Origin of the sequence: Bradyrhizobium sp. SZCCHNRI1029, from assembly GCF_032487555.1 — a bacterium.
GTDB lineage: Bacteria > Pseudomonadota > Alphaproteobacteria > Rhizobiales > Xanthobacteraceae > Bradyrhizobium.
In genome coordinates this window covers 138379-158403 of record NZ_JAUEUK010000009.1, presented here as the reverse complement: position 1 = coordinate 158403, position 20025 = coordinate 138379, and the positions used below count along the sequence as shown (strand labels likewise).

Annotated in this window: 14 protein-coding genes; 6 read left to right on the top strand and 8 right to left on the bottom strand. The window is 66.6% G+C overall.

All coding sequences use genetic code 11. From position 1 onward, the window contains the following. Positions 1-151 precede the first annotated feature (151 nt). Positions 152-1120: a hypothetical protein gene (locus QW861_RS24880; protein ID WP_315753658.1), complete on the bottom strand. Its 969-nt coding sequence runs from the start codon at positions 1118-1120 to the stop codon at positions 152-154. A gap of 549 nt (positions 1121-1669) precedes the next feature. Between QW861_RS24880 and gltB the strand changes: the two genes are divergently transcribed. Further along, positions 1670-6406 carry a glutamate synthase large subunit gene (gltB, locus tag QW861_RS24875; RefSeq protein ID WP_315753660.1) on the top strand — a complete coding sequence of 1579 codons (4737 nt, stop codon included), beginning with the start codon at positions 1670-1672 and terminating at the stop codon, positions 6404-6406. Between the two features lie 275 nt (positions 6407-6681). Beyond that, on the top strand, positions 6682-8130 hold the full coding sequence (locus QW861_RS24870) for a glutamate synthase subunit beta (protein ID WP_315716554.1): 1449 nt from the start codon (positions 6682-6684) through the stop codon (positions 8128-8130). 557 nt (positions 8131-8687) lie between these two features. On the opposite strand, the gene QW861_RS24865 is transcribed toward QW861_RS24870, so the two are convergent. From QW861_RS24865 to QW861_RS24855, 3 genes are all read right to left on the bottom strand, one after another. Continuing rightward, positions 8688-9503, bottom strand: coding sequence for an arylamine N-acetyltransferase (locus tag QW861_RS24865; RefSeq protein ID WP_316171313.1), 816 nt, complete (start codon positions 9501-9503; stop codon positions 8688-8690). Between the two features lie 15 nt (positions 9504-9518). Next, on the bottom strand, positions 9519-10334 hold the full coding sequence (locus QW861_RS24860; RefSeq protein WP_315716552.1) for an arylamine N-acetyltransferase: 816 nt from the start codon (positions 10332-10334) through the stop codon (positions 9519-9521). 87 nt (positions 10335-10421) lie between these two features. Beyond that, positions 10422-10691 (bottom strand): winged helix-turn-helix transcriptional regulator, encoded by a 270-nt coding sequence (locus tag QW861_RS24855; RefSeq protein ID WP_315716709.1) that lies wholly within the window; start codon positions 10689-10691, stop codon positions 10422-10424. A 142-nt stretch (positions 10692-10833) separates the two neighbouring features. On the opposite strand from QW861_RS24855, the gene QW861_RS24850 reads away from it, so the two are divergent. Further along, complete coding sequence (locus tag QW861_RS24850) at positions 10834-11376, top strand: carboxymuconolactone decarboxylase family protein (protein ID WP_315769287.1); 543 nt, start codon at positions 10834-10836, stop codon at positions 11374-11376. A 51-nt stretch (positions 11377-11427) separates the two neighbouring features. Here the strand turns inward: QW861_RS24850 and QW861_RS24845 are convergent, their stop codons facing one another. Continuing rightward, positions 11428-12429, bottom strand: a complete 1002-nt coding sequence (locus tag QW861_RS24845) for a KpsF/GutQ family sugar-phosphate isomerase (protein WP_316174985.1) — start codon at positions 12427-12429, stop codon at positions 11428-11430. A gap of 170 nt (positions 12430-12599) precedes the next feature. On the opposite strand from QW861_RS24845, the gene QW861_RS24840 reads away from it, so the two are divergent. Beyond that, positions 12600-14318 (top strand): outer membrane beta-barrel protein, encoded by a 1719-nt coding sequence (locus tag QW861_RS24840; protein WP_316193590.1) that lies wholly within the window; start codon positions 12600-12602, stop codon positions 14316-14318. Between the two features lie 138 nt (positions 14319-14456). On the opposite strand, the gene QW861_RS24835 is transcribed toward QW861_RS24840, so the two are convergent. From QW861_RS24835 to hemH, 3 genes are all read right to left on the bottom strand, one after another. After that, entirely contained in the window at positions 14457-14903 is a 447-nt protein-coding gene (locus QW861_RS24835) for an NfeD family protein (RefSeq protein WP_315716548.1), read from the bottom strand. Positions 14904-14920: 17 nt separating this feature from the next. Then, entirely contained in the window at positions 14921-15925 is a 1005-nt protein-coding gene (locus QW861_RS24830) for an SPFH domain-containing protein (protein ID WP_315716547.1), read from the bottom strand. A 203-nt stretch (positions 15926-16128) separates the two neighbouring features. Further along, positions 16129-17181, bottom strand: coding sequence for a ferrochelatase (hemH, locus tag QW861_RS24825; RefSeq protein ID WP_315716546.1), 1053 nt, complete (start codon positions 17179-17181; stop codon positions 16129-16131). 95 nt (positions 17182-17276) lie between these two features. Here hemH and QW861_RS24820 point away from each other — a divergent pair, with 95 nt between their 5' ends. Beyond that, positions 17277-17684, top strand: a complete 408-nt coding sequence (locus QW861_RS24820) for an MAPEG family protein (protein WP_315716545.1) — start codon at positions 17277-17279, stop codon at positions 17682-17684. 214 nt (positions 17685-17898) lie between these two features. Beyond that, positions 17899-19950 (top strand): squalene--hopene cyclase, encoded by a 2052-nt coding sequence (shc, locus tag QW861_RS24815; protein ID WP_316187071.1) that lies wholly within the window; start codon positions 17899-17901, stop codon positions 19948-19950. Positions 19951-20025 lie beyond the last annotated feature (75 nt).

Genomic DNA, 20025 nt, shown 5'->3' with positions numbered 1-20025 from the left:
AACGACCTGTCGTGCCCGCGAAAGCGGGCATCCAGGTCGCCGCGGCAGTCGTGACTGACCGAGATGCCGGTGTTTACGAAATCGCCCGGTCGAGGCCGGGCGATGACAGCTTTGGTGGTGGCAAGCGGCCGGGCAGACCGTCTGACTGCCTCTATTCCAAACCCTGTACAGCCGGCATCTTTGCCGTCGGCAGGATCTGGGGCACCGGCTTCGCCGTGGGCGCTGCGACGGAGCCCGTCGTCTGCGGCGCGGCCGCGGCCGATTGCACCGGCTTCGGCTCAGAGGGTTTTGCGTCTGAAGCCTTTGCGTCTGAAGCCTTGGCTTCTGAAGCCTTGGCTTCTGAAGCCTTGGCTTCTGAAGGCTTGGCCTCTGAAGCCTTGGCCTCGGCCGGCTTGATGTCCGCGGGGCTGGGCGCGACCGGCTTGACCGCCTCGGCCGGCTTCGGATTGAGCGCGGCGGTCTGCGGTGCCGGAGCACTCGGCCGTGCGGCAGGCGTCGGCACCTTCGGCTGGACCGGCACCGCGGTGGCAACGCGCGGCGCAGCCGGCATCGGCGGCACCAGGCGCGGATCGGCCCGGATCACGCTCGGCGGCGACAGGCGGTCGAGGCCGCCGCGCGGGCTCGGCTCATAGCGCATCCGCTCGTACTCCTCGCCCCATTGGAACGCCGGCACGAAGCGGAGGATGCGGCCGGAGCGCGCATCGACCACGAGCTTGCCGTCCTCGCCCTGCCGATCGAGCACCGCCACGACCCAGACATTGCCGCGCTGGCGCGGTGCGCCGAGCGGCGAGAAACCGTTGTCGCGCAGAATCGCATAGACCTCATGCACCGGCAGGAACGCCGGTGCATAGCCATACTCCTGCTGGTAACCGTCCTGACGGTAGACCGGCGCCGGCGGCACATAGCGCTCGTCGCGGTAGCCGTAGTCAGGGCCCGGCCGATAGCCGTAACGCGGCGGCGGTGCGGGCACGACGGCCGGCGGCGGCAGGTCCGAATAAGGCGTATCGAAATCGGAGACCACCGTGTAGGGCGCACGGACGCCCTGTGGCGGCAACGGCTCGGCCTGCGCGGCAAACGGCGCGATCAACGCGGCCGAGACGACTCCAACTAGCAACTTCATGGCTCAAAGCTCCTGCATGCCCCCGCACGTGAAGCTGTTCGCTTCTTCTCAAGTGCCGCGGAAGTTCTGCCGTGATTCCGGCGGTCCTGGGTCGGCGAGAGGGCGGGATCGGGGCGTTAGGTTTCAAAATCGAGCGCGGCGCGTGATCGCCGGCCCGGCCGGATCGATCGGTCAGTGGCAGAAGCGGAAGATTTGCCGGGGAATGAGCGTGTGCGGCGCCCGGACCTCAGGACTCCGCAGTGCTTGTGTGATAGGTTAAAGTTTGGCATCTTGCGGTTTAGGACAGAAATGCTGTCTAAAATTTCGTTGCAAAGGTGACCGAGACTTTGCAATGATGTTACGGCGCCTGAGGGCGCTGCGACATGAACAGGCCGCGGTCGTCCAGCGGGGACATGGTCCCCCGGACACTGGCCTGAATTCTGCAAATGCGGCTCGCTGAGAAGGACGAGCGTTGGCTCCGGAGAGGGGCCCGCGCAGCGCCCGGGGTGCGCCGGACGGACTGTACCGGACTGTGGTGAAGGCCCTGACCAATAATTTATGGGGACGGATATGAGCGGATCGAAGGTCGAGCACGGAATTTTGGGCGGCGCGGTGCTGGCTGTGGATTCGCATGAGAAACCGGCCGAAATCACCCGCGAGCTGCATACGTGGCGTCCTGAAGCCGAAGGTCTGTACGACCCGAGCCAGGAGAAGGATTCCTGCGGCGTCGGCTTCATCGCCAACATCAAGGGCCAGAAGTCGCATCAGATCGTCGCGGACGCGCTCAGCATCCTCTGCAATCTGGAGCACCGCGGCGCCGTCGGCGCCGACCCGCGCTTCGGCGACGGCGCCGGCATCCTGGTGCAGATCCCGCACGCCTTCTTCTCGCGCAAGGCGAAGGAGCTCGGCTTCACGCTGCCGGCTCCGGGCGAATACGCCATCGGCGCGCTGTTCATGCCGCGCGACGAAGCGTGGCGGAACGTCATCAAGAGCATCATCGCCGACCAGATCGAGGACGAAGGCCTGGTGCTGCTCGGCTGGCGCGACGTGCCGACCGACAACTCCTCGCTGGGGGTGACCGTCAAGCCGACCGAGCCGCGCAGCATGCAGGTGTTCATCGGCCGCAACGGCGCCGCCAAGACCGAGGACGAGTTCGAGCGCAAGCTCTACATCCTCCGCAAGTCGATCTCGCAGGCGATCTATCAGCGCCGTGACCGCGGCATGTCGGGCTATTACCCCTGCTCGATGTCGTGCCGGACCGTGATCTACAAGGGCATGTTCCTGGCCGACCAGCTCGGCAAGTACTACGCCGACCTGCACGAGCCGGACTTCGAGAGCGCGCTGGCGCTGGTGCATCAGCGCTTCTCGACCAACACCTTCCCGACCTGGTCGCTGGCTCACCCGTACCGGATGATCGCGCATAATGGCGAGATCAACACGCTGCGCGGCAACGTCAACTGGATGGCGGCGCGGCAGGCGTCGGTGTCTTCGGAGCTGTTCGGCAAGGACATCAGCCGGCTCTGGCCGATCTCCTATGAAGGCCAGTCCGACACCGCCTGCTTCGACAACGCGCTGGAGTTCCTGGTGCAGGGCGGCTACTCGCTGCCGCACGCGGTCATGATGATGATCCCGGAAGCCTGGGCCGGCAATCCGTTGATGAGCGAGGAGCGCCGCTCGTTCTACGAATATCACGCCGCGCTGATGGAGCCGTGGGACGGCCCGGCCGCGATCGCCTTCACCGACGGCCGCCAGATCGGCGCCACGCTCGACCGCAACGGCCTGCGGCCGGCGCGCTACCTCGTCACCAAGGACGACCGCATCGTGATGGCGTCCGAAATGGGCGTCTTGAAGATTCCGGAGGAGCAGATCGTCACCAAGTGGCGGCTGCAACCGGGCAAGATGCTGCTCGTCGATCTCGAGGAGGGTCGCCTGATCCCGGACGACGAGATCAAGGCGCAGCTCGCCGCCAGCCATCCCTACACCGAGTGGCTCGCGCGCACACAGATCCAGGTCGAGAAGCTGCCGGATGCGCCGACCACGGGCGCGCGCACCAACCTGCCGCTCTTGGACCGGCAGCAGGCGTTCGGCTACAGCCAGGAAGACATCGCGATCCTGATGACGCCGATGGCGGCGACCGGCGAGGAGGCCACGGGCTCGATGGGCAACGACACGCCGATCTCGGCGCTGTCGGACAAGCCGAAGCTGCTTTTCACCTACTTCAAGCAGAACTTCGCCCAGGTCACCAACCCGCCGATCGACCCGATCCGCGAGGAGCTGGTGATGAGCCTGGTCTCGATCATCGGTCCGCGGCCGAACCTGTTCGACCTTGAAGGCGTCGCTTCGACCAAGCGGCTCGAGGTGCATCAGCCGATCCTGACCGATGCGGACCTCGAGAAGATCCGCTCGATCTCGCAAGTGTCCGACAGCCACTTCGTCTCGCGCACGCTCGACACCACCTTCGATGCGAGCCTGGGCGCGGCCGGCTTCGAGCAGGTGCTCGACGATCTCTGCGGCCGCGCCGAAGCCGCGGTGCGCGAGGGCGTCAACATCATCATCCTGTCCGACCGCATGGTCTCGGCCGACCGGATTCCGATCCCGTCGCTGCTCGCCTGCGCCGCCGTGCATCATCACCTGATCCGCACCGGCCTGCGCACGTCGGTGGGTCTCGTGGTGGAGTCGGGCGAGCCGCGCGAGGTGCATCACTTCGCCTGTCTGGCCGGCTACGGCGCAGAGGCGATCAATCCTTATCTCGCCTTCGAGACCATCATCGCGCTCAAGGACAAGCTGCCGGGCGCGCTGAGCGACTACGAGGTCGTCAAGCGCTACATCAAGTCGATCGGCAAGGGCCTGCTCAAGGTCATGTCGAAGATGGGCATCTCGACCTACCAGTCCTATTGCGGCGCGCAGATCTTCGACGCGGTCGGCCTGAAGGCCGAGTTCGTGCAGAAGTTCTTCTACGGCACCCACACCCGCATCGAAGGCGTCGGTCTGGCCGAGATCGCCGAGGAGACCACGCGCCGCCACCGCGACGCGTTCGGCGACGCGCTGGTCTACAAGACCGCGCTCGATGTCGGCGGCGAATATGCCTTCCGCACCCGCGGCGAGGACCATGCGTGGACCGCGGAGTCGGTCGCGACGCTGCAGCACGCCGTGCGCGGCAATTCCAGGGAGCGCTACCAGGCGTTCGCGAGGCTGCTCAACGAGCAGTCCGAGCGGCTTCTGACCCTGCGCGGTCTGTTCCGGATCAAGTCGGCCGAGGACGACAAGCGCAAGCCGGTCCCGCTCGACGAGGTCGAGCCGGCCAAGGAGATCGTCAAGCGCTTCGCCACCGGCGCGATGAGCTTCGGCTCGATCTCGCGCGAGGCGCACACCACGCTCGCGATCGCCATGAACCGGATCGGCGGCAAGTCGAACACCGGCGAGGGCGGCGAGGAAGCCGACCGTTTCAAGCCGATGCCGAACGGCGATTCCATGCGCTCGGCGATCAAGCAGGTCGCCTCGGGCCGGTTCGGCGTGACGACGGAGTATCTCGTCAACTCCGACATGATGCAGATCAAGATGGCGCAGGGTGCGAAGCCCGGCGAAGGCGGCCAGCTGCCCGGCCACAAGGTCGACGCCACCATCGCCAAGGTGCGTCACTCGACGCCGGGTGTCGGCCTGATCTCGCCGCCGCCACATCACGACATCTACTCGATCGAGGATCTCGCGCAGCTGATCTACGACCTGAAGAACGTCAATCCCGACGGCCAGGTCTCGGTCAAGCTCGTCTCCGAAGTCGGCGTCGGCACGGTTGCCGCCGGCGTTGCCAAGGCGCGCGCCGACCATGTCACGATCGCGGGCTTCGAGGGCGGCACCGGTGCCTCTCCCCTCACCTCGATCAAGCATGCCGGCTCGCCGTGGGAGATCGGTCTCGCCGAAACGCACCAAACTTTGGTGCGCGAGCGGCTGCGCAGCCGCATCGTGGTCCAGGTCGACGGCGGCTTCCGCACCGGACGTGACGTCGTCATCGGCGCTCTGCTCGGCGCCGACGAATTTGGCTTCGCCACCGCTCCCTTGATCGCCGCCGGCTGCATCATGATGCGCAAGTGCCATCTCAACACCTGCCCGGTCGGCGTCGCCACCCAGGATCCGGTGCTGCGCAAGCGCTTCACCGGCCAGCCCGAGCACGTGATCAACTTCTTCTTCTTCGTCGCCGAGGAAGTCCGCGAGATCATGGCGAGCCTCGGCTATCGCTCCTTCAACGAGATGGTCGGCCAGACCCAGATGCTCGACCAGTCCAAGCTGGTCGCGCATTGGAAGGCCAAGGGCCTCGATTTCTCCAAGCTGTTCGTGAAGCAGAAGGAGGCGCCGGGCCAGAAGATCCATCACGCCGAGAAGCAGGACCATCATCTGGAAGCCGTGCTCGACCGCAAGCTGATCGAGCAGGCCAAACCCGCGCTCGACCGCGGCGCGCCCGTCAAGATCGAGGCCGAGATCAACAACACGGACCGTTCGGCGGGCGCGATGCTCTCGGGCGCGGTGGCCAAGATCTACGGCCATGCCGGCCTGCCGCAGGACACCATCCATGTCAGCCTGAAGGGCACCGCCGGTCAGGCCTTCGGTGCCTGGCTCGCCAACGGCGTCACCTTCGAGCTCGAAGGCGAAGGCAACGACTACGTCGGCAAAGGCCTGTCGGGCGGCCGCATCATCGTCAAGCCGCCGCGCAACTCCGGCATCGTGCCGGAGGAATCGATCATCGTCGGCAACACCGTGATGTACGGCGCGATCTCCGGCGAGTGCTTCTTCCGCGGCATCGCCGGCGAGCGCTTCGCGGTCCGTAACTCGGGGGCGGTCGCCGTGGTCGAAGGCGCGGGCGATCATTGCTGCGAATACATGACCGGCGGCATCGTCGTCGTGCTCGGCAAGACCGGGCGCAACTTCGCGGCCGGCATGTCGGGCGGCGTCGCCTATGTGCTCGACGAGGCCGGTGACTTCGACAAGCACTGCAACATGGCGATGGTCGAGCTCGAGCCGGTGCTGTCCGAGGAGATGATCGCAGAGGACACCTATCACCAGATGGGCGATCTCGAGGCGCATGGCCGGGTCGACGTGTTCAAGAACCTGCTGGCGTCCGACGTCGAGCGGCTGCACGTGCTGATCTCGCGCCACGCCAAGGCGACCGGCTCCAAGCGCGCCGCCGACATCCTGGCGAACTGGAAGGACTTCGCGCCGAAGTTCCGCAAGGTGATGCCGGTCGAATACCGCCGTGCCCTGAAGGAGCTCGCCGCCAACGCCGACGCCGAGCCCAAGATCGCGATCGGGGCCTGAGGCGCAGGCCACAACCAAGGCGTCATTGCGAGCGCAGCGACTTGTCCGCCGGAGCCCCTTGGGGCGTAGGCGGAAGCAATCCAGGGCCCAGGAGAAAGTCTGGATTGCTTCGTCGCTGACACTCCTCGCAATGACGGAGCGAATGAGAGACGGCGTCATTTCGGGGCGCGCGAAGCGCGAACCCGGAATCTCGCCCCACAACTTCGAGATTCCGGGTCCGGCGCTAACGCGCCGTCCCGGAATGACGGAAACGATGACAAGGGACGTCGTAGGTCATGGGCAAGGTCACAGGTTTTCTCGAAATCGAGCGGCACGATCGCAAGTACGCGCCGGTTGCCGAGCGTCTGAAGAACTTCAACGAGTTCGTGGTACCGCTCTCCGAGAAGGAGCTGCGCGACCAGGCGGCGCGCTGCATGAATTGCGGCATTCCCTATTGCCACGGCACCGGCTCGGCCGCACCGGGCACCACCGGCTGTCCAGTCAACAACCAGATCCCGGACTGGAACGACCTCGTCTACAACGGCAATTGGGAAGAGGCGTCGCGAAATCTGCACTCGACCAACAACTTCCCCGAGTTCACGGGCCGCATCTGCCCGGCCCCGTGCGAGGCGTCGTGCACGCTGAACATCGACGACAATCCGGTGACCATCAAGACGATCGAATGCGCCATCGTCGACAAGGCCTGGGAGAACGGCTGGCTGAAGCCGGAGCCGGCCGCTGTGAAAACCGGCAAGAAGATTGCGGTCGTCGGCGCCGGCCCCGCCGGCATGGCCTGCGCCCAGCAACTGGCGCGCGCCGGTCACGACGTCCATGTCTTTGAGAAGCACGCCAAGGCCGGCGGCCTGCTGCGCTATGGCATTCCCGACTTCAAGATGGAGAAGGGCATCATCGACCGCCGCATCACCCAGATGGAAGGCGAAGGCGTTACCTTCCACTATGGCGTCAATGTCGGCGGCAAGGACGGCCTCGATGCGACGTCGCTGCTGAAGGATTACGACGCGGTGGCGCTGACCGGCGGTGCGGAAGCCCCGCGCGACCTGCCGATTCCCGGCCGCGATCTCACCGGTATCCATTACGCGATGGACTTCCTGCCGCAGCAGAACCGCCGAGTCGGCAACGAGCCCGTGAACGCGACCGACATCCTGGCCGGCGGCAAGCATGTCGTCGTGATCGGCGGCGGCGACACCGGCAGCGACTGCATCGGCACCTCGCTGCGCCAGGGCGCGCTGTCGGTGACCCAGCTCGAGATCATGCCGGCACCGCCGGAGCGTGAGAACAAGGCGCTGACCTGGCCGAACTGGCCGCTGAAGATGCGGACGTCGTCGAGCCAGGCCGAAGGCGCGGCGCGCGAGTTCGCGGTGCTGACCCAGAAGTTCGAAGGCGAGAACGGCGCGGTCAAGAAGCTGCATTGCGTCCGCGTCGACGCGCAGTTCAAGCCGATTCCCGGCACCGAGTTCGTGCTCGCGGCCGATCTGGTGCTGCTGGCGATGGGCTTCGTCCATCCGGTGCATGAGGGCCTGCTCAAGAGCCTCGGCGTCGATCTCGACCCGCGCGGCAACGTCAAGGCCAACCTGACGGACTACCAGACCTCGCTGCCGAAGGTCTTCTCCGCCGGCGACATGCGCCGCGGCCAGTCCCTGGTGGTGTGGGCGATCCGCGAGGGCCGCCTGTGCGCCCAGGCCGTCGACAAGTTCCTGATGGGCAAGACCGAGCTGCCGCGCTGAGCCGTGGCGTGAACACCCTGTTTCGCTAACTGGACGGGCTTGCACCGACTGTTGGGTCAAGATCGCGTCCAGTCAGCAGAACGTGAAACAAAAAAGGGGTGGGGGCTTCCTCGACATGAATCTCCGCACGGCCTGAAGTGGCAGGTCAGGTCGACGGTCCATGATCGATCGGATGAGCGTCGAAGCGTCAGGGTCGACGTGTCACCGTGAAGCCCCCACCCGTCCTGGCCATCGGGCCAGCTCGGATGAGCCGCGCCTCGCGCGGCTCCGGTGTCAGGCGGGATGAGGCCGCGTGCAGCGACAGCGGCCCGGCTCGGCAGCAGGCGTGCCTTCGAGGATTGCGCGCACCGCGAGCATCACGATGTCAGCCATGTGGACGGTCCCCACTGTTCGACGGCAGGACGCCGCGAGCCCCCTTGGTTCCCGCAACCTAAAGCTGCGACTCTTAAGATAAGCACAATGGCCGCGGCGGCATTCCATTCAAATGCAGTTCGCGCGTGATCATGTCCGCGCTGATCACGCGAATACGCGTTTTGACTCGCGTCATCGGAGAGTGATCAGGCCTTGGTCCTTGCCCAGATGTCTTCGACCGGCACCGGCGGCGTCACCCGGAAGATCTCGTCGATGACGCGGCCGAGTTCGGCAGCGCTCTCGATCACACGCTCCTCGACGACTTCGCCATCGCGCGCCTGCCGCTGATAGCGGCGGGTGACCAGCTTGTGACGTATGCCGGGCTCGACACGCTCCATCATCAGCGTATGCGTGGCCGGCACGTTCGGGCTGGTCGAGGTGTACCAGCTGCCGAGCACATAATCGGCATGGATCTGCGGCGCGAGGTCGAACGCATACATCATGCGCCAGCCCGTCGGCTGCTTCGCGCTGACTGTATAGAGCCCGTCCCACGTGCCGACGCGGAACGTTCCCATCGGCGTCTGCTGCTCGGGTCCGAGCTCGAGACGAATGGGCGCATCCATCATGCAGATGCCGAAGCCGACATCGACGAGATACGGGCGGCCATCGACCTCGACCAGCAGCATCATGTGCTGGCGCGGCCCGAGCGGATCGGTCGGCGCCGAGCGCCAGCGCACCCGGCCGGCCAGGCCGGTGGTCTTGAATCCGATCGCCTCAAGCACCGCCTGGAACAGCACGTTCTGCTCGAAGCAGTAGCCGCCGCGGCGGCCGAGCACGAGCTTCTGTTGCACGGACCGCAGGTCGACATGGACGGGACGGCCCATCAGCGGATCGAGCGCCTCGAACGGCAGCGCGTCGACATGCGCGGCCTGCAGCGCTGCGAGCGTCGACAGGTCGGGCGCGAGCGGCCCGCGATAGTCGATGCGGGCGAGATAGGAATCCAGCTGAAGCTCACCGGCCATCGCAACGCTTTCCCGTCAGCTCTCGATGCGCTTCCAGATCACATCGACGGGCACCGGCAGCGTGAGCCCGAACACCTCCTCGATGACGCTGCGCAGCGTCTCGGGCGTCTCGATGATCTGTTCGCTCCTCACCTCGCCATCGCGCGCTTCGATGACCAGGCGGCGATTGACCAGCTTGTAGCGCGCCTCACGCGTCAACCGCTCCAGGATCAGCATCGAGGTGAACGGCGTCAACGGGCTGGTCGAGGTGAACCAGTTGCCGAGCACATAGTCGGCATGAATCTGCGGCACCAGATCAAACACATACATCGTGCGCCAGCCGGCCGGCTGCTTCGCCGCGAGCCAATACAGCCCATCAGACAGCGTCAGACGGAACGTACCCATCGCGGTCGGCTGCTCGATGTCGGCAACCATCTGAAGCGGCGTATCGAGCAGGCAGGAGCCGAAACCGACATCGGCGAGATGAGGCCCCTCCGGCAGGTCCACCTTCAGCATCATGTGCGTGCGCGGCGTCAGCGGCGCATCGGCATCGAGCCGCCACCGCACCCGCGCCGAGAGCGGCGTCACCGCAAAGCCGATCGCCTCCAGCGCCGCTTTCAGCAGCGCATTCTGCTCGAAGCAATAGCCGCCGCGGCGGCCGTCGACGATCTTGGCCTGGACCGAGGCGAGATCGATGTTCACGGGCCGGCCGAGCAGCGGATCGATGCCTTCGAAGGCGATCGCATCGACATGGGCGGCCTGCAATCCGGCCAGCGTCTCGAGCGTCGGCGCCAGCGGCCCGCGATAGCCGATGCGCACGAGATATTTATCCAGATCGAATGCGCCCGGCATCGGCTCTGCTCCCTGTCTCGGACGAGCCCATAGCACGACGCCGCCGTGCCCGGCCAGAACGGGACCGCGCACGTGCCCAAGCTCGGCTCATCCCGTCTGCCGGCTCCAGCGCTCGGCAAAGCGATGCAGCGGCAGGAAGGTCTCCAACAGCTCGCGCCCCAATGGCGTCAGCTCGTAGCCGCTGTCGCCCAGCACGATGAAGCCCGCCTCGCGCAGCTCGTCCAGCCGCGCCTGCAACACGGTCGGCGAGGCCTCGTCGCAGGCCGCGCGCAGCGCCCGGGAGGTCAGGGCGTCGTCGCGCAGCTCCCAGACGATGCGCAGGCACCAGCGCCGGCCCAACAGATCGAGCAGCGCCATGACCGGCCGGCCCGAGCGCGAGCCGCGCACCCGGCGCGGTTGAACGTCTTTCGGCACGAAAACTCTCCAACAGCTTGCCAAGCGCTACGGAAAGCGTAGCATACTGCTACAGTAAATGTAGCACCGCACAGGAGGAACCGCCATGCCCCGGATCGCCCCGCTGCAGCCGCCCTACCCGGCCGACATCCAGGCGCAATTCGACCAGATCATGCGCGGGGCGCCGCCCTTGATGCTGTTCCGGGTGATGGCCGGCCATGCGCGCGCCTGGACCAAATTTCGCGGCGGCAGCCTGCTCGACCGCGGCCCGCTGTCCCTGCGTCAGCGCGAGATCGTCATCGATCGGACCTGCGCGCTGAATGCGTGCGAGTACGAATGGGGCGTGCACGTCCGCATCTTTGGCTCAGACGCCGGCCTGACGGCGCAACAGATCGACGCCACCGTGAATGCACCGGCCGACGCGGCGTGCTGGTCGGCCCCCGAACAGGCCCTGATCGCTGCGGTCGATGCCTTGCACCAACGGTCGACCTTGAGCGACGACGAATTCGCCCGCCTCCGCCTGCATCATGATGAGGATCAGGTGCTGGAAATCATCCTGCTGTGCGGCTTCTATCGCACCGTGTCGTATGTCGCGAACGCACTGCAGCTGCCGCTGGAGGCCGATGCGGCACGATTCAACGCAGGCTGACCGGTCTTCCCAAGCGCGCGGCAGCCGGGCGCCCGCAAACGACGCTTCGAGCTAGGCCACCCCGGCCCGCAACAGATCGTGCATGTGCAGGATGCCGACCGGCCTGGCGCCGTCGGTGACGATCAGCGTGGTGATCTTGGCGGAGTTCAGGATCTCCAGCGCCTCGGAGGCCAGCGCCTCGCGGCGCACGGTGCGCGGGTTCGCCGTCATGATCTCCTCGACCGATGCGGACAACAGATCGGCGCGCATCTTCCGGCGGAGGTCGCCGTCGGTGATGATGCCGGCGACGTGACCACGAGCATCGACGATGACCACGCAGCCGAGCCCCTTGGCCGACATCTCGGCCAGCGCATCCGGCATGCCGGTGCCGAGCGGCTTCAGCGGCACCGCGTCGCCCGAGCGCATCAGGTCCGAGATGTGCTTGAGCATGGCGCCGAGCTTGCCGCCCGGATGGAAATTGGCGAACTCCAGCGCGGTGAAGCCGCGGCCTTCGAGCAGCGCGATCGCGAGCGCATCGCCGATCGCGGCCTGCATCAGGGTCGAGGTGGTCGGCGCCAGATTGTGCGGGCAGGCCTCGCGCGCCTTCGGCAGCTCCAGCACGATGCGCGCCGCCTGCCCCAGCGACGATTGCGCATTCGAGGTGACCGCGATCAGCGGGATGGCGAAGCGCTTGGTATAGTTGACCAGCGTCTTCATCTCCGGCTGCTCGCCGGACCACGACAGCGCGATGACGACGTCGTCGGAGGTGATCATGCCGAGATCGCCATGGCCGGCCTCGGCGGAATGCACGAAGAACGCGGGCGTTCCGGTCGAGGCGAGCGTAGCGGCCATCTTGCGGGCGACGTGGCCGGACTTGCCGAGACCGGTGAGGATCGCCCGGCCCTTCGCCTGGCGGATCAGTTCGACGGCGGCGGCGAAGGCCGCTCCCAGAGGTCCCGACAGCGCCGCGGAGATCGCGGCAATGCCGTTGCTGCCGGCATCGAGCGTGCGCAGTGCCGACTGGATATCTGCGTTGGCGGGAGCGGTGTCGGGCAACGGCTTCGATCTCGGCATGCGGACTTCCAAGGCTGAACAGTCAGGCGCCGCTCTTTAGCATGGGTAAGGCAGCAAGGCGCCATCAACAGCCCATTAACCATATTTGTTTTTACTCCCTTAACGACGCGGTTTGCCGGGCGGCGCGGGTGTCCCGACGACGCAATTGATTTTGTTGGAGTATTTTTATCGTGGGGTGGAGGCCTGACAGCGGCCGCGCGAGGCGCGCGCGAAGGCGCGCGGTGTGGCGCGGCGCCTCCGCCGCATGCCTGCTGCTCGGCGCGCTCGGCCCCGATGCGGCCCACCCCCAGACCATCGACGTGTTCCGGCCGGTGCGCGACGGCTTCCTCGCTCCGCAGGATTCCCCGTTGCGGCGGACCGTAGTCAGCGGCCTGACCGATGCCGTCCCGACGCCAGGGCTGCCCGCGACGCCTGCGCCGACCAGCTCGGCCGCACGACGAAATCTGGTCCCCCTGCCCGGTGTACCCGCGGCCAGCGGCGCATCCGATGTCGGCTATGATTCGCTGAATCGCACCCGCAAGAAGCCGAGATACTATCCCGCCCAGGCGCGGCCCAAGCCGGCGCCGGGCCCCGGCACGCGGCCGTCCGGCGAGCTCACCGGCCAGTTGCGCCCGACCCTGCCGCCCTCGGCCTCCGCCAACCGGCAGCCGCTCCCGCCTGCCATGGCCGGCACCGTGCCCGGCCAGCCGCCGCGCAAGCGCCTCAGAATCGACGACGACCCGTTCGGCGCGGTCGGCGACTACGCCGGGCCGTTCCTGATCAAGGGCGCGGTGGAGCTCTCGGCCGGCTATGACAGCAACCCGGCCCGCCTCGCCAAGCCGCGCGGCATGCCGGCCTGGGTGATCGCGCCGGAATTCCTGGCGGTGTCGAACTGGGAGCGTCACGCCCTCGTCGCCGACCTGCGGGGCTCCTTCACCGGCTATGGCAGCACCCTGCCGGCTATCATGGATGGCGGCATCAATTCGGCGCCGACCACGCTCGACCGCCCCGACTTCACCGGCCATGTCGACGGCCGCCTCGACGTCAGCCGCGACACCTCGGTCGGCGCCCAGCTCCGGCTGCGTGCCGCGACCGACAATCCCGGCAGTCCCAGCGTGCAAGCTGGATTGGCGCGCTATCCGGTCTACACCACGCTCGGCACCACCGTCGGCATCGACCAGCGCTTCAACCGGCTGCAGATTTCGGCGGGCGCCACCGCCGATCGCACCAGCTATCAGCAGAGCAAGCTGACCGACGGCACGATGACGTCGAACGACGACCGCAACTACAACCAGTTCGGCGGCATCGGCCGGGTGTCCTACGAGGTCATGCCCGGCCTGAAGCCGTTCGCCGAGATCCAGGGCGACAGCCGCGTGCACGACCAGCGGGTCGATCGTTCGGGCTATCAGCGCGACTCCTCGGGCGGCTATGCCAAGGCCGGCACCTCGTTCGAGTTCACCCGGCTCCTCACCGGCGAGGTCTCGATGGGCTATGCCACGCGCAGCTATGTCGACCCGCGGCTCAACCGGCTGCAGGGCTTCCTCACCACGGCCTCGCTGGTGTGGTCGGCGACGCCGCTGACCACCGCGCGGTTTCTCTCCGACACGCAGCTCGCAGAAACCACGGTGGCCGGCGCCTCCGGCGTGCTGGTGCGCACCTACACGGTGCAGGTCGACCACGATTTCCGCCGCTGGCTGACCGGTATCGGCAAGTTCAGCTTCGGCACGCTCGACTATCAGGGCTACGGCCGCAGCGACCGCACCTATTCGGCCGAAGGCAACCTCGTCTACAAGATGTCGCGCAACGTCTGGGTCAAGGGCACGCTGCGCTACGACAAGCTGGATTCGAACATCACCGGCGCCGGTTCTTCCGGCACGGTGGTGATGCTCGGCGTGAGGCTGCAGAATTGAACCCAGCTCTCGCCCCGTCATTGCGAGGAGCGCAGCGACGAAGCAATCCAGGGTTTTGGAAACGACTCTGGATTGCTTCGCTGCGCTCGCAATGACGCGGTGGGGCTGTCGCTCAAAGCGGTCAACTCGCCCGCAGGACTACGCGGCGGCCACCGTGAGCTGCGCGCCGTCCGCTTGCACGATGCGGACGCGGCTGCCGGCCGGCGTGTCCGGGCCCGCCACGCGCCACACCGTGTCGTCGATACGCACGGTGCCGTTGCCACCGACGATCGGCTTCTCCAGGGTGAACTCGCGACCGACCAGGGCCGCCGAGCGGCGGTTGAGGAACGGATTGTCCTGCGACGGCGCCGCGCTCGCCCGCGCGAGGCGCCGCCACAGCGGCACGGCGGCGAGCGCGAACAGCGCGAACAGCAGGATCTGCAGTTGCCATCCCGGCGCAAACGCAAACGACAGCAGCCCGACCAGCAGCGCCGCGAGTCCCAGCCAGAACAGGAAGATGCCCGGCGCGAGCAGCTCCAACGCCATCAGGATGATGCCGAAGATCAGCCAGTTCCAGGTGCCGAGCGTCACGAACATGTCGCTCATCAGTGTCCTCCCCTGCGTCAAGCCTGCGGCGGCGTCGGCGGTTTCGGCGCCGTCCCCGCTGACGGCACCGAGCCGCCGCGGCGCGCGGCTGCCACGGCCGAAGCCGCGCTCTCGCCGAACGTCGCCTTGGCGATCTCGCCGATGCCGGCGAGCGAGGCCAGCATGCCCGTTGCCTCCAGCGGCAGCATGATCACCTTCTGGTTCGGCGAGTCGGCGAGCTGGCCGAACGCCTTGATGTACTTGTCGGCGATGAAGTAGTTGAGCGCGGCGACGTCGCCCTTGGAGATCGCGTCCGACACCATCTGCGTCGCCTTGGCCTCGGCCTCCGCGGCGCGCTCGCGCGCCTGGGCATCGAGAAAGGCCGATTCGCGGCGGCCCTCGGCCTGCAGGATCTGGCTCTGCTTGGCGCCTTCCGCGCGCAGGATCTCCGACTGCCGCTGGCCCTCGGCCTGCAGGATGTCGGCGCGCTTGACGCGCTCGGCCTTCATCTGCCGGCCCATCGCCTCGACCAGATCGGCTGGCGGCACGATGTCCTTGATCTCGATGCGGTTGACCTTGAGGCCCCATGGCGACACCGCGGCGTCGACGACGCGCAGCAGCCGCTCGTTGATCTCGTCGCGATGCGACAGCACCTGGTCGAGATCCATCGCGCCCATCACCGAGCGGATGTTGGTCATGGTCAGCGTGACGATCGCCTGGTTGAGGTTCGACACCTCGTAGCTCGCCTTGGCGGCGTCGAACACCTGGTAGAAGGCGACGCCGTCGACCGTCACGGTGGCGTTGTCCTTGGTGATGACCTCCTGCTCGGGGATGTCGATCACCTGCTCCATCATGTTGATCTTGCGCCCGATGCGATCGAAGAAGGGCACGATGATGTTGAGGCCCGGCGACAAGGTGCGGGTGTATTTGCCGAACCGTTCGACGGTCCAGTCGAACCCCTGTGGCACGGTCTTCACGCCGGAATACAGCGTGAAGATGACCAGCAGCACCAGCGCTATGGCGAAAATGTCGAAACCGCTCATGGATCCTCCAAGGGAGGAGACGATCGTCCCCTCACCAGCCTCTGCAGCCATCACAATCTAGGGATTACTGCATGATTTGGTCGGGGGTCCGCTAGGCGCGGTTCAGGAAAGTATTTTCGACGGGCGGACGGTCGTCCGCCTTGCGCCGGCGGGCGGCTCACCTAGCGGGCCGGCAATACCGCCGGCGGCTCAGAGCCAGCCTTTTACACCCAGCCCTGCAGCTCGCGCAGCACGAGCTGCCGCAGCACCTCCATGCCGGGCGCGCTATCGTTCAGGCACGGCACGGCGGAGAATTCCTCGCCGCCATTGTGCTTGAAGATCTCGCAATTCTCGCCGGAGATCTCCTCCAGCGTCTCCAGGCAGTCGGCGGCAAAGCCCGGCATCACCACGGCGATGCGCTTGACGCCGTCCTTGGCGAGCTTCTCGATGGTCTTGTCGGTATAGGGCTGCAGCCACTCCGAGAAGCCGAAGCGCGACTGGAAGGTCAGCAGCAGCTTGGTGTCGTCCATCCCGAGCCGCTTGCGCAGCAGCTCGGTGGTGGCGATGCACTGCTCGCGATAGGGATCGCCCTTGTCGACATATTCCTTGGGCATGCCGTGGAACGAGGCCACGATCAGCTCGGGCTTGTACGCCAGCGTCTTCAGATGATCCTCGATCGAGACGGCCAGCGCCTCGATGTAGAAGTCGTCGTTGTAATAAGGCGGCGTCACCCGCAGCGTCGGCTGCGCGCGCAGCTCGGTCAGCACGCGGAACGCCTCGTCGCACACGGTCGCCGAGGTCGCGGCTGAATATTGCGGATAGAGCGGCACCACCAGGATGCGGTCGCAGCCCTGGGCCATGAGACCATCGACGCCAGCCTTGATCGACGGATTGCCGTAGCGCATCGCCCAGTCGACGATGACGTGGCTGCGGTCGGCCAGGCTCGCGGCCAGCTTCTCGCTCTGCGCGCGGGTGATCGTCTTCAGCGGCGATTCGTTCCTCTCGGTGTTCCAGATCGACTGGTAGTCTTTCGCCTTCTTGCGCGGCCGGACATTGAGGATGATCCCGTTGAGGATGATCTTCCACAACAGGCCCTGGTCCTCGATGACGCGGCGGTCGGACAGGAACTCCTTCAGGTACACCCGCACGCCGGCGGCGTCGGCCGTATCCGGCGTCCCGAGATTGACCAGCAGCACGCCGACGCGGGACGTGCTCGCGGCCGGCAACGGCCTGACGTCGACAGGCCTGGCATTGTCCAGAGAGATGGCGGCGGTCATGATGCCCGTGACTGCTGAAGGGCGTGGCTTGGCGGCTTGTTTCGACATTGTCAAGATAAGGGCCATTTCACTGTTGTCATCGGGCTGGAGGAGCCATGACGATTGCCGAATTGTGCATTTTCGCCAGCGTAATGCTCTATCTCTTAACGATCGTGCCGGCGAAATGGATCAGCGTCGACGGTGGCGGGCGCTATGACAACGCCCGGCCGCGAGATCCCGCCTTCTACGCCGGCGGCATCCGCGAGCGGGCGCTGGGCGCCCATCAGAACGGCATCGAGGCGTTCCCGTTCTTTGCCGCGGCGGTGCTGCTGGCCGAGTTCCGCGGCGCGCCGCAGAACCTGATCAACGAGCTGTCGGTGCTGTTCGTGATCGTGCGCACCGCCTATGTGCTGACCTACGTCGGCAACCGGCCGTCGCTGCGCTCGATCCTGTGGGCGATCGGGTTTCTGATCACCGTCGCGATCTTCTTCCTGCCCCTGCTGCGCCAATACCTGCCGGTTTGAGCGGGCCCAGTTTCCGGGCGTGAGAAGCGTCACATCTCCATGCCCATCCGGATGCTAACCAAAACGGCCATGCGGCGTCCGTCTGTACGCTTTTTGTTTCTCCTTTGATCCGGTCTGCTGCGGCCAGTTGATTGGATTTAACGGCGAAATTCCCTATAGGGCGGAGTGAATTCGACTGCCGCAGCGGCGCTGTGAGGCCGCCAGAGGGATCGTGATGACTTTGACCAGCTCGGCCCCCGCGCGCGCGCCGCGCGACCCGGGAAATTACCAGACCGCCCTGCAATCGACGGTGCGGGCGGCCGCGGACTGGCTGATCGCCAACCAGAAGCCCGACGGTCATTGGGTCGGCCGCGCCGAATCCAACGCCTGCATGGAGGCGCAATGGTGCCTGGCGCTGTGGTTCATGGGGCTCGAGGAGCATCCGCTGCGCAAGCGCCTGGGCCAGTCGCTGCTCGACAGCCAGCGCCCGGACGGCGCCTGGCAGGTCTATTTCGGCGCCCCCAATGGCGACATCAACGCGACCGTCGAGGCCTATGCCGCGCTGCGCTCGCTCGGCTTCCGCGACGACGAGCCGCCGGTGCGCCGCGCCCGCGAATGGATCGAAGCCAAGGGGGGCCTGCGCAACATTCGCGTGTTCACGCGCTATTGGCTGGCGCTGATCGGCGAATGGCCGTGGGAGAAGACCCCCAACATCCCGCCCGAGGTGATCTGGTTTCCGCTCTGGTTTCCGTTCTCGATCTACAATTTCGCGCAATGGGCACGCGCAACCCTGATGCCGATCGCGGTGCTGTCGGCGCGGCGGCCGAGCCGGCCGCTGCCGCCCGAGAACCGGCTGGACGCGTTGTTTCCGCATGGGCGCAACGCGTTCGACTACGAGCTGCCGGTCAAGGCCAATGCCGGCGGCTGGGACAAGTTCTTCCGCGGCGCCGACAAGGTGCTGCATGCCCTGCAGAACCTCGGCAACAAGCTCAATCTCGGCCTGTTCCGCCCGGCGGCGACCAGCCGCGTGCTGGAATGGATGATCCGCCACCAGGATTTCGACGGCGCCTGGGGCGGCATCCAGCCGCCCTGGATCTACGGCCTGATGGCGCTCTACGCCGAGGGCTATCCGCTCAATCATCCCGTTCTCGCCAAGGGCCTCGATGCCCTGAACGATCCCGGCTGGCGAGTCGATGTCGGCGACGCCACCTACATCCAGGCGACCAACAGTCCAGTGTGGGACACGATCCTGACCCTGCTCGCCTTCGACGATGCCGGCGTGCTCGGCGATTATCCCGAAGCCGTCGACAAGGCGGTCAATTGGGTGCTCGACCGCCAGGTGCGCGTGCCCGGCGACTGGTCGATGAAGCTGCCGCACGTCAAGCCGGGCGGCTGGGCATTCGAATACGCCAACAACTATTATCCCGACACGGACGACACCGCCGTGGCGCTGATCGCGCTGGCGCCGCTGCGCCGTGATCCGAAGTGGCAGGCCAAGGGCATCGACGAGGCGATTCAGCTCGGCGTCGACTGGCTGATCGGCATGCAGAGCGAGGGCGGCGGCTGGGGCGCGTTCGACAAGGACAACAACCAGAAGATCCTGACCAGGATCCCGTTCTGCGACTACGGCGAGGCGCTCGATCCGCCGTCGGTCGACGTCACCGCCCACATCGTCGAGGCGTTCGGCAAGCTCGGCATCTCGCGCAATCATCCGGCCATGGTGCGCGCGCTCGACTACATCCGACGGGAGCAGGAGCCGAGCGGCCCGTGGTTCGGCCGCTGGGGCGTCAACTACGTCTACGGCACCGGCGCGGTGCTGCCGGCGCTGGCCGCGATCGGCGAGGACATGACGCAACCCTATATCGGCCGCGCCTGCGACTGGCTCGTCGCGCATCAGCAGCCGGACGGCGGCTGGGGCGAGAGCTGCGCCTCCTACATGGATGTCAGCGCGGTCGGCCGCGGCACCACCACGGCGTCACAGACGGCGTGGGCGCTGATGGCCCTGCTCGCCGCCAACCGGCCGCAGGACAAGGAGGCGATCGAGCGCGGCTGCATGTGGCTGGTCGAGCGCCAGTCGGCCGGCACCTGGGACGAGCCGGAATTCACCGGCACCGGCTTCCCCGGCTATGGCGTCGGCCAGACCATCAAGCTGACCGATCCCTCTTTGCAGGAGCGGCTGATGCAGGGCCCGGAGCTGTCCCGCGCCTTCATGCTCCGCTACGGCATGTACCGCCACTACTTCCCGCTGATGGCCTTGGGCCGCGCGCTGCGGCCGCAGGGGCACTAACAACTCATCGCCTCCGCGCGTGCCCGTGAATGCGCCCTCCCCCCTTGTGGGAGAGGGCATGTAGGACAGCGCGCT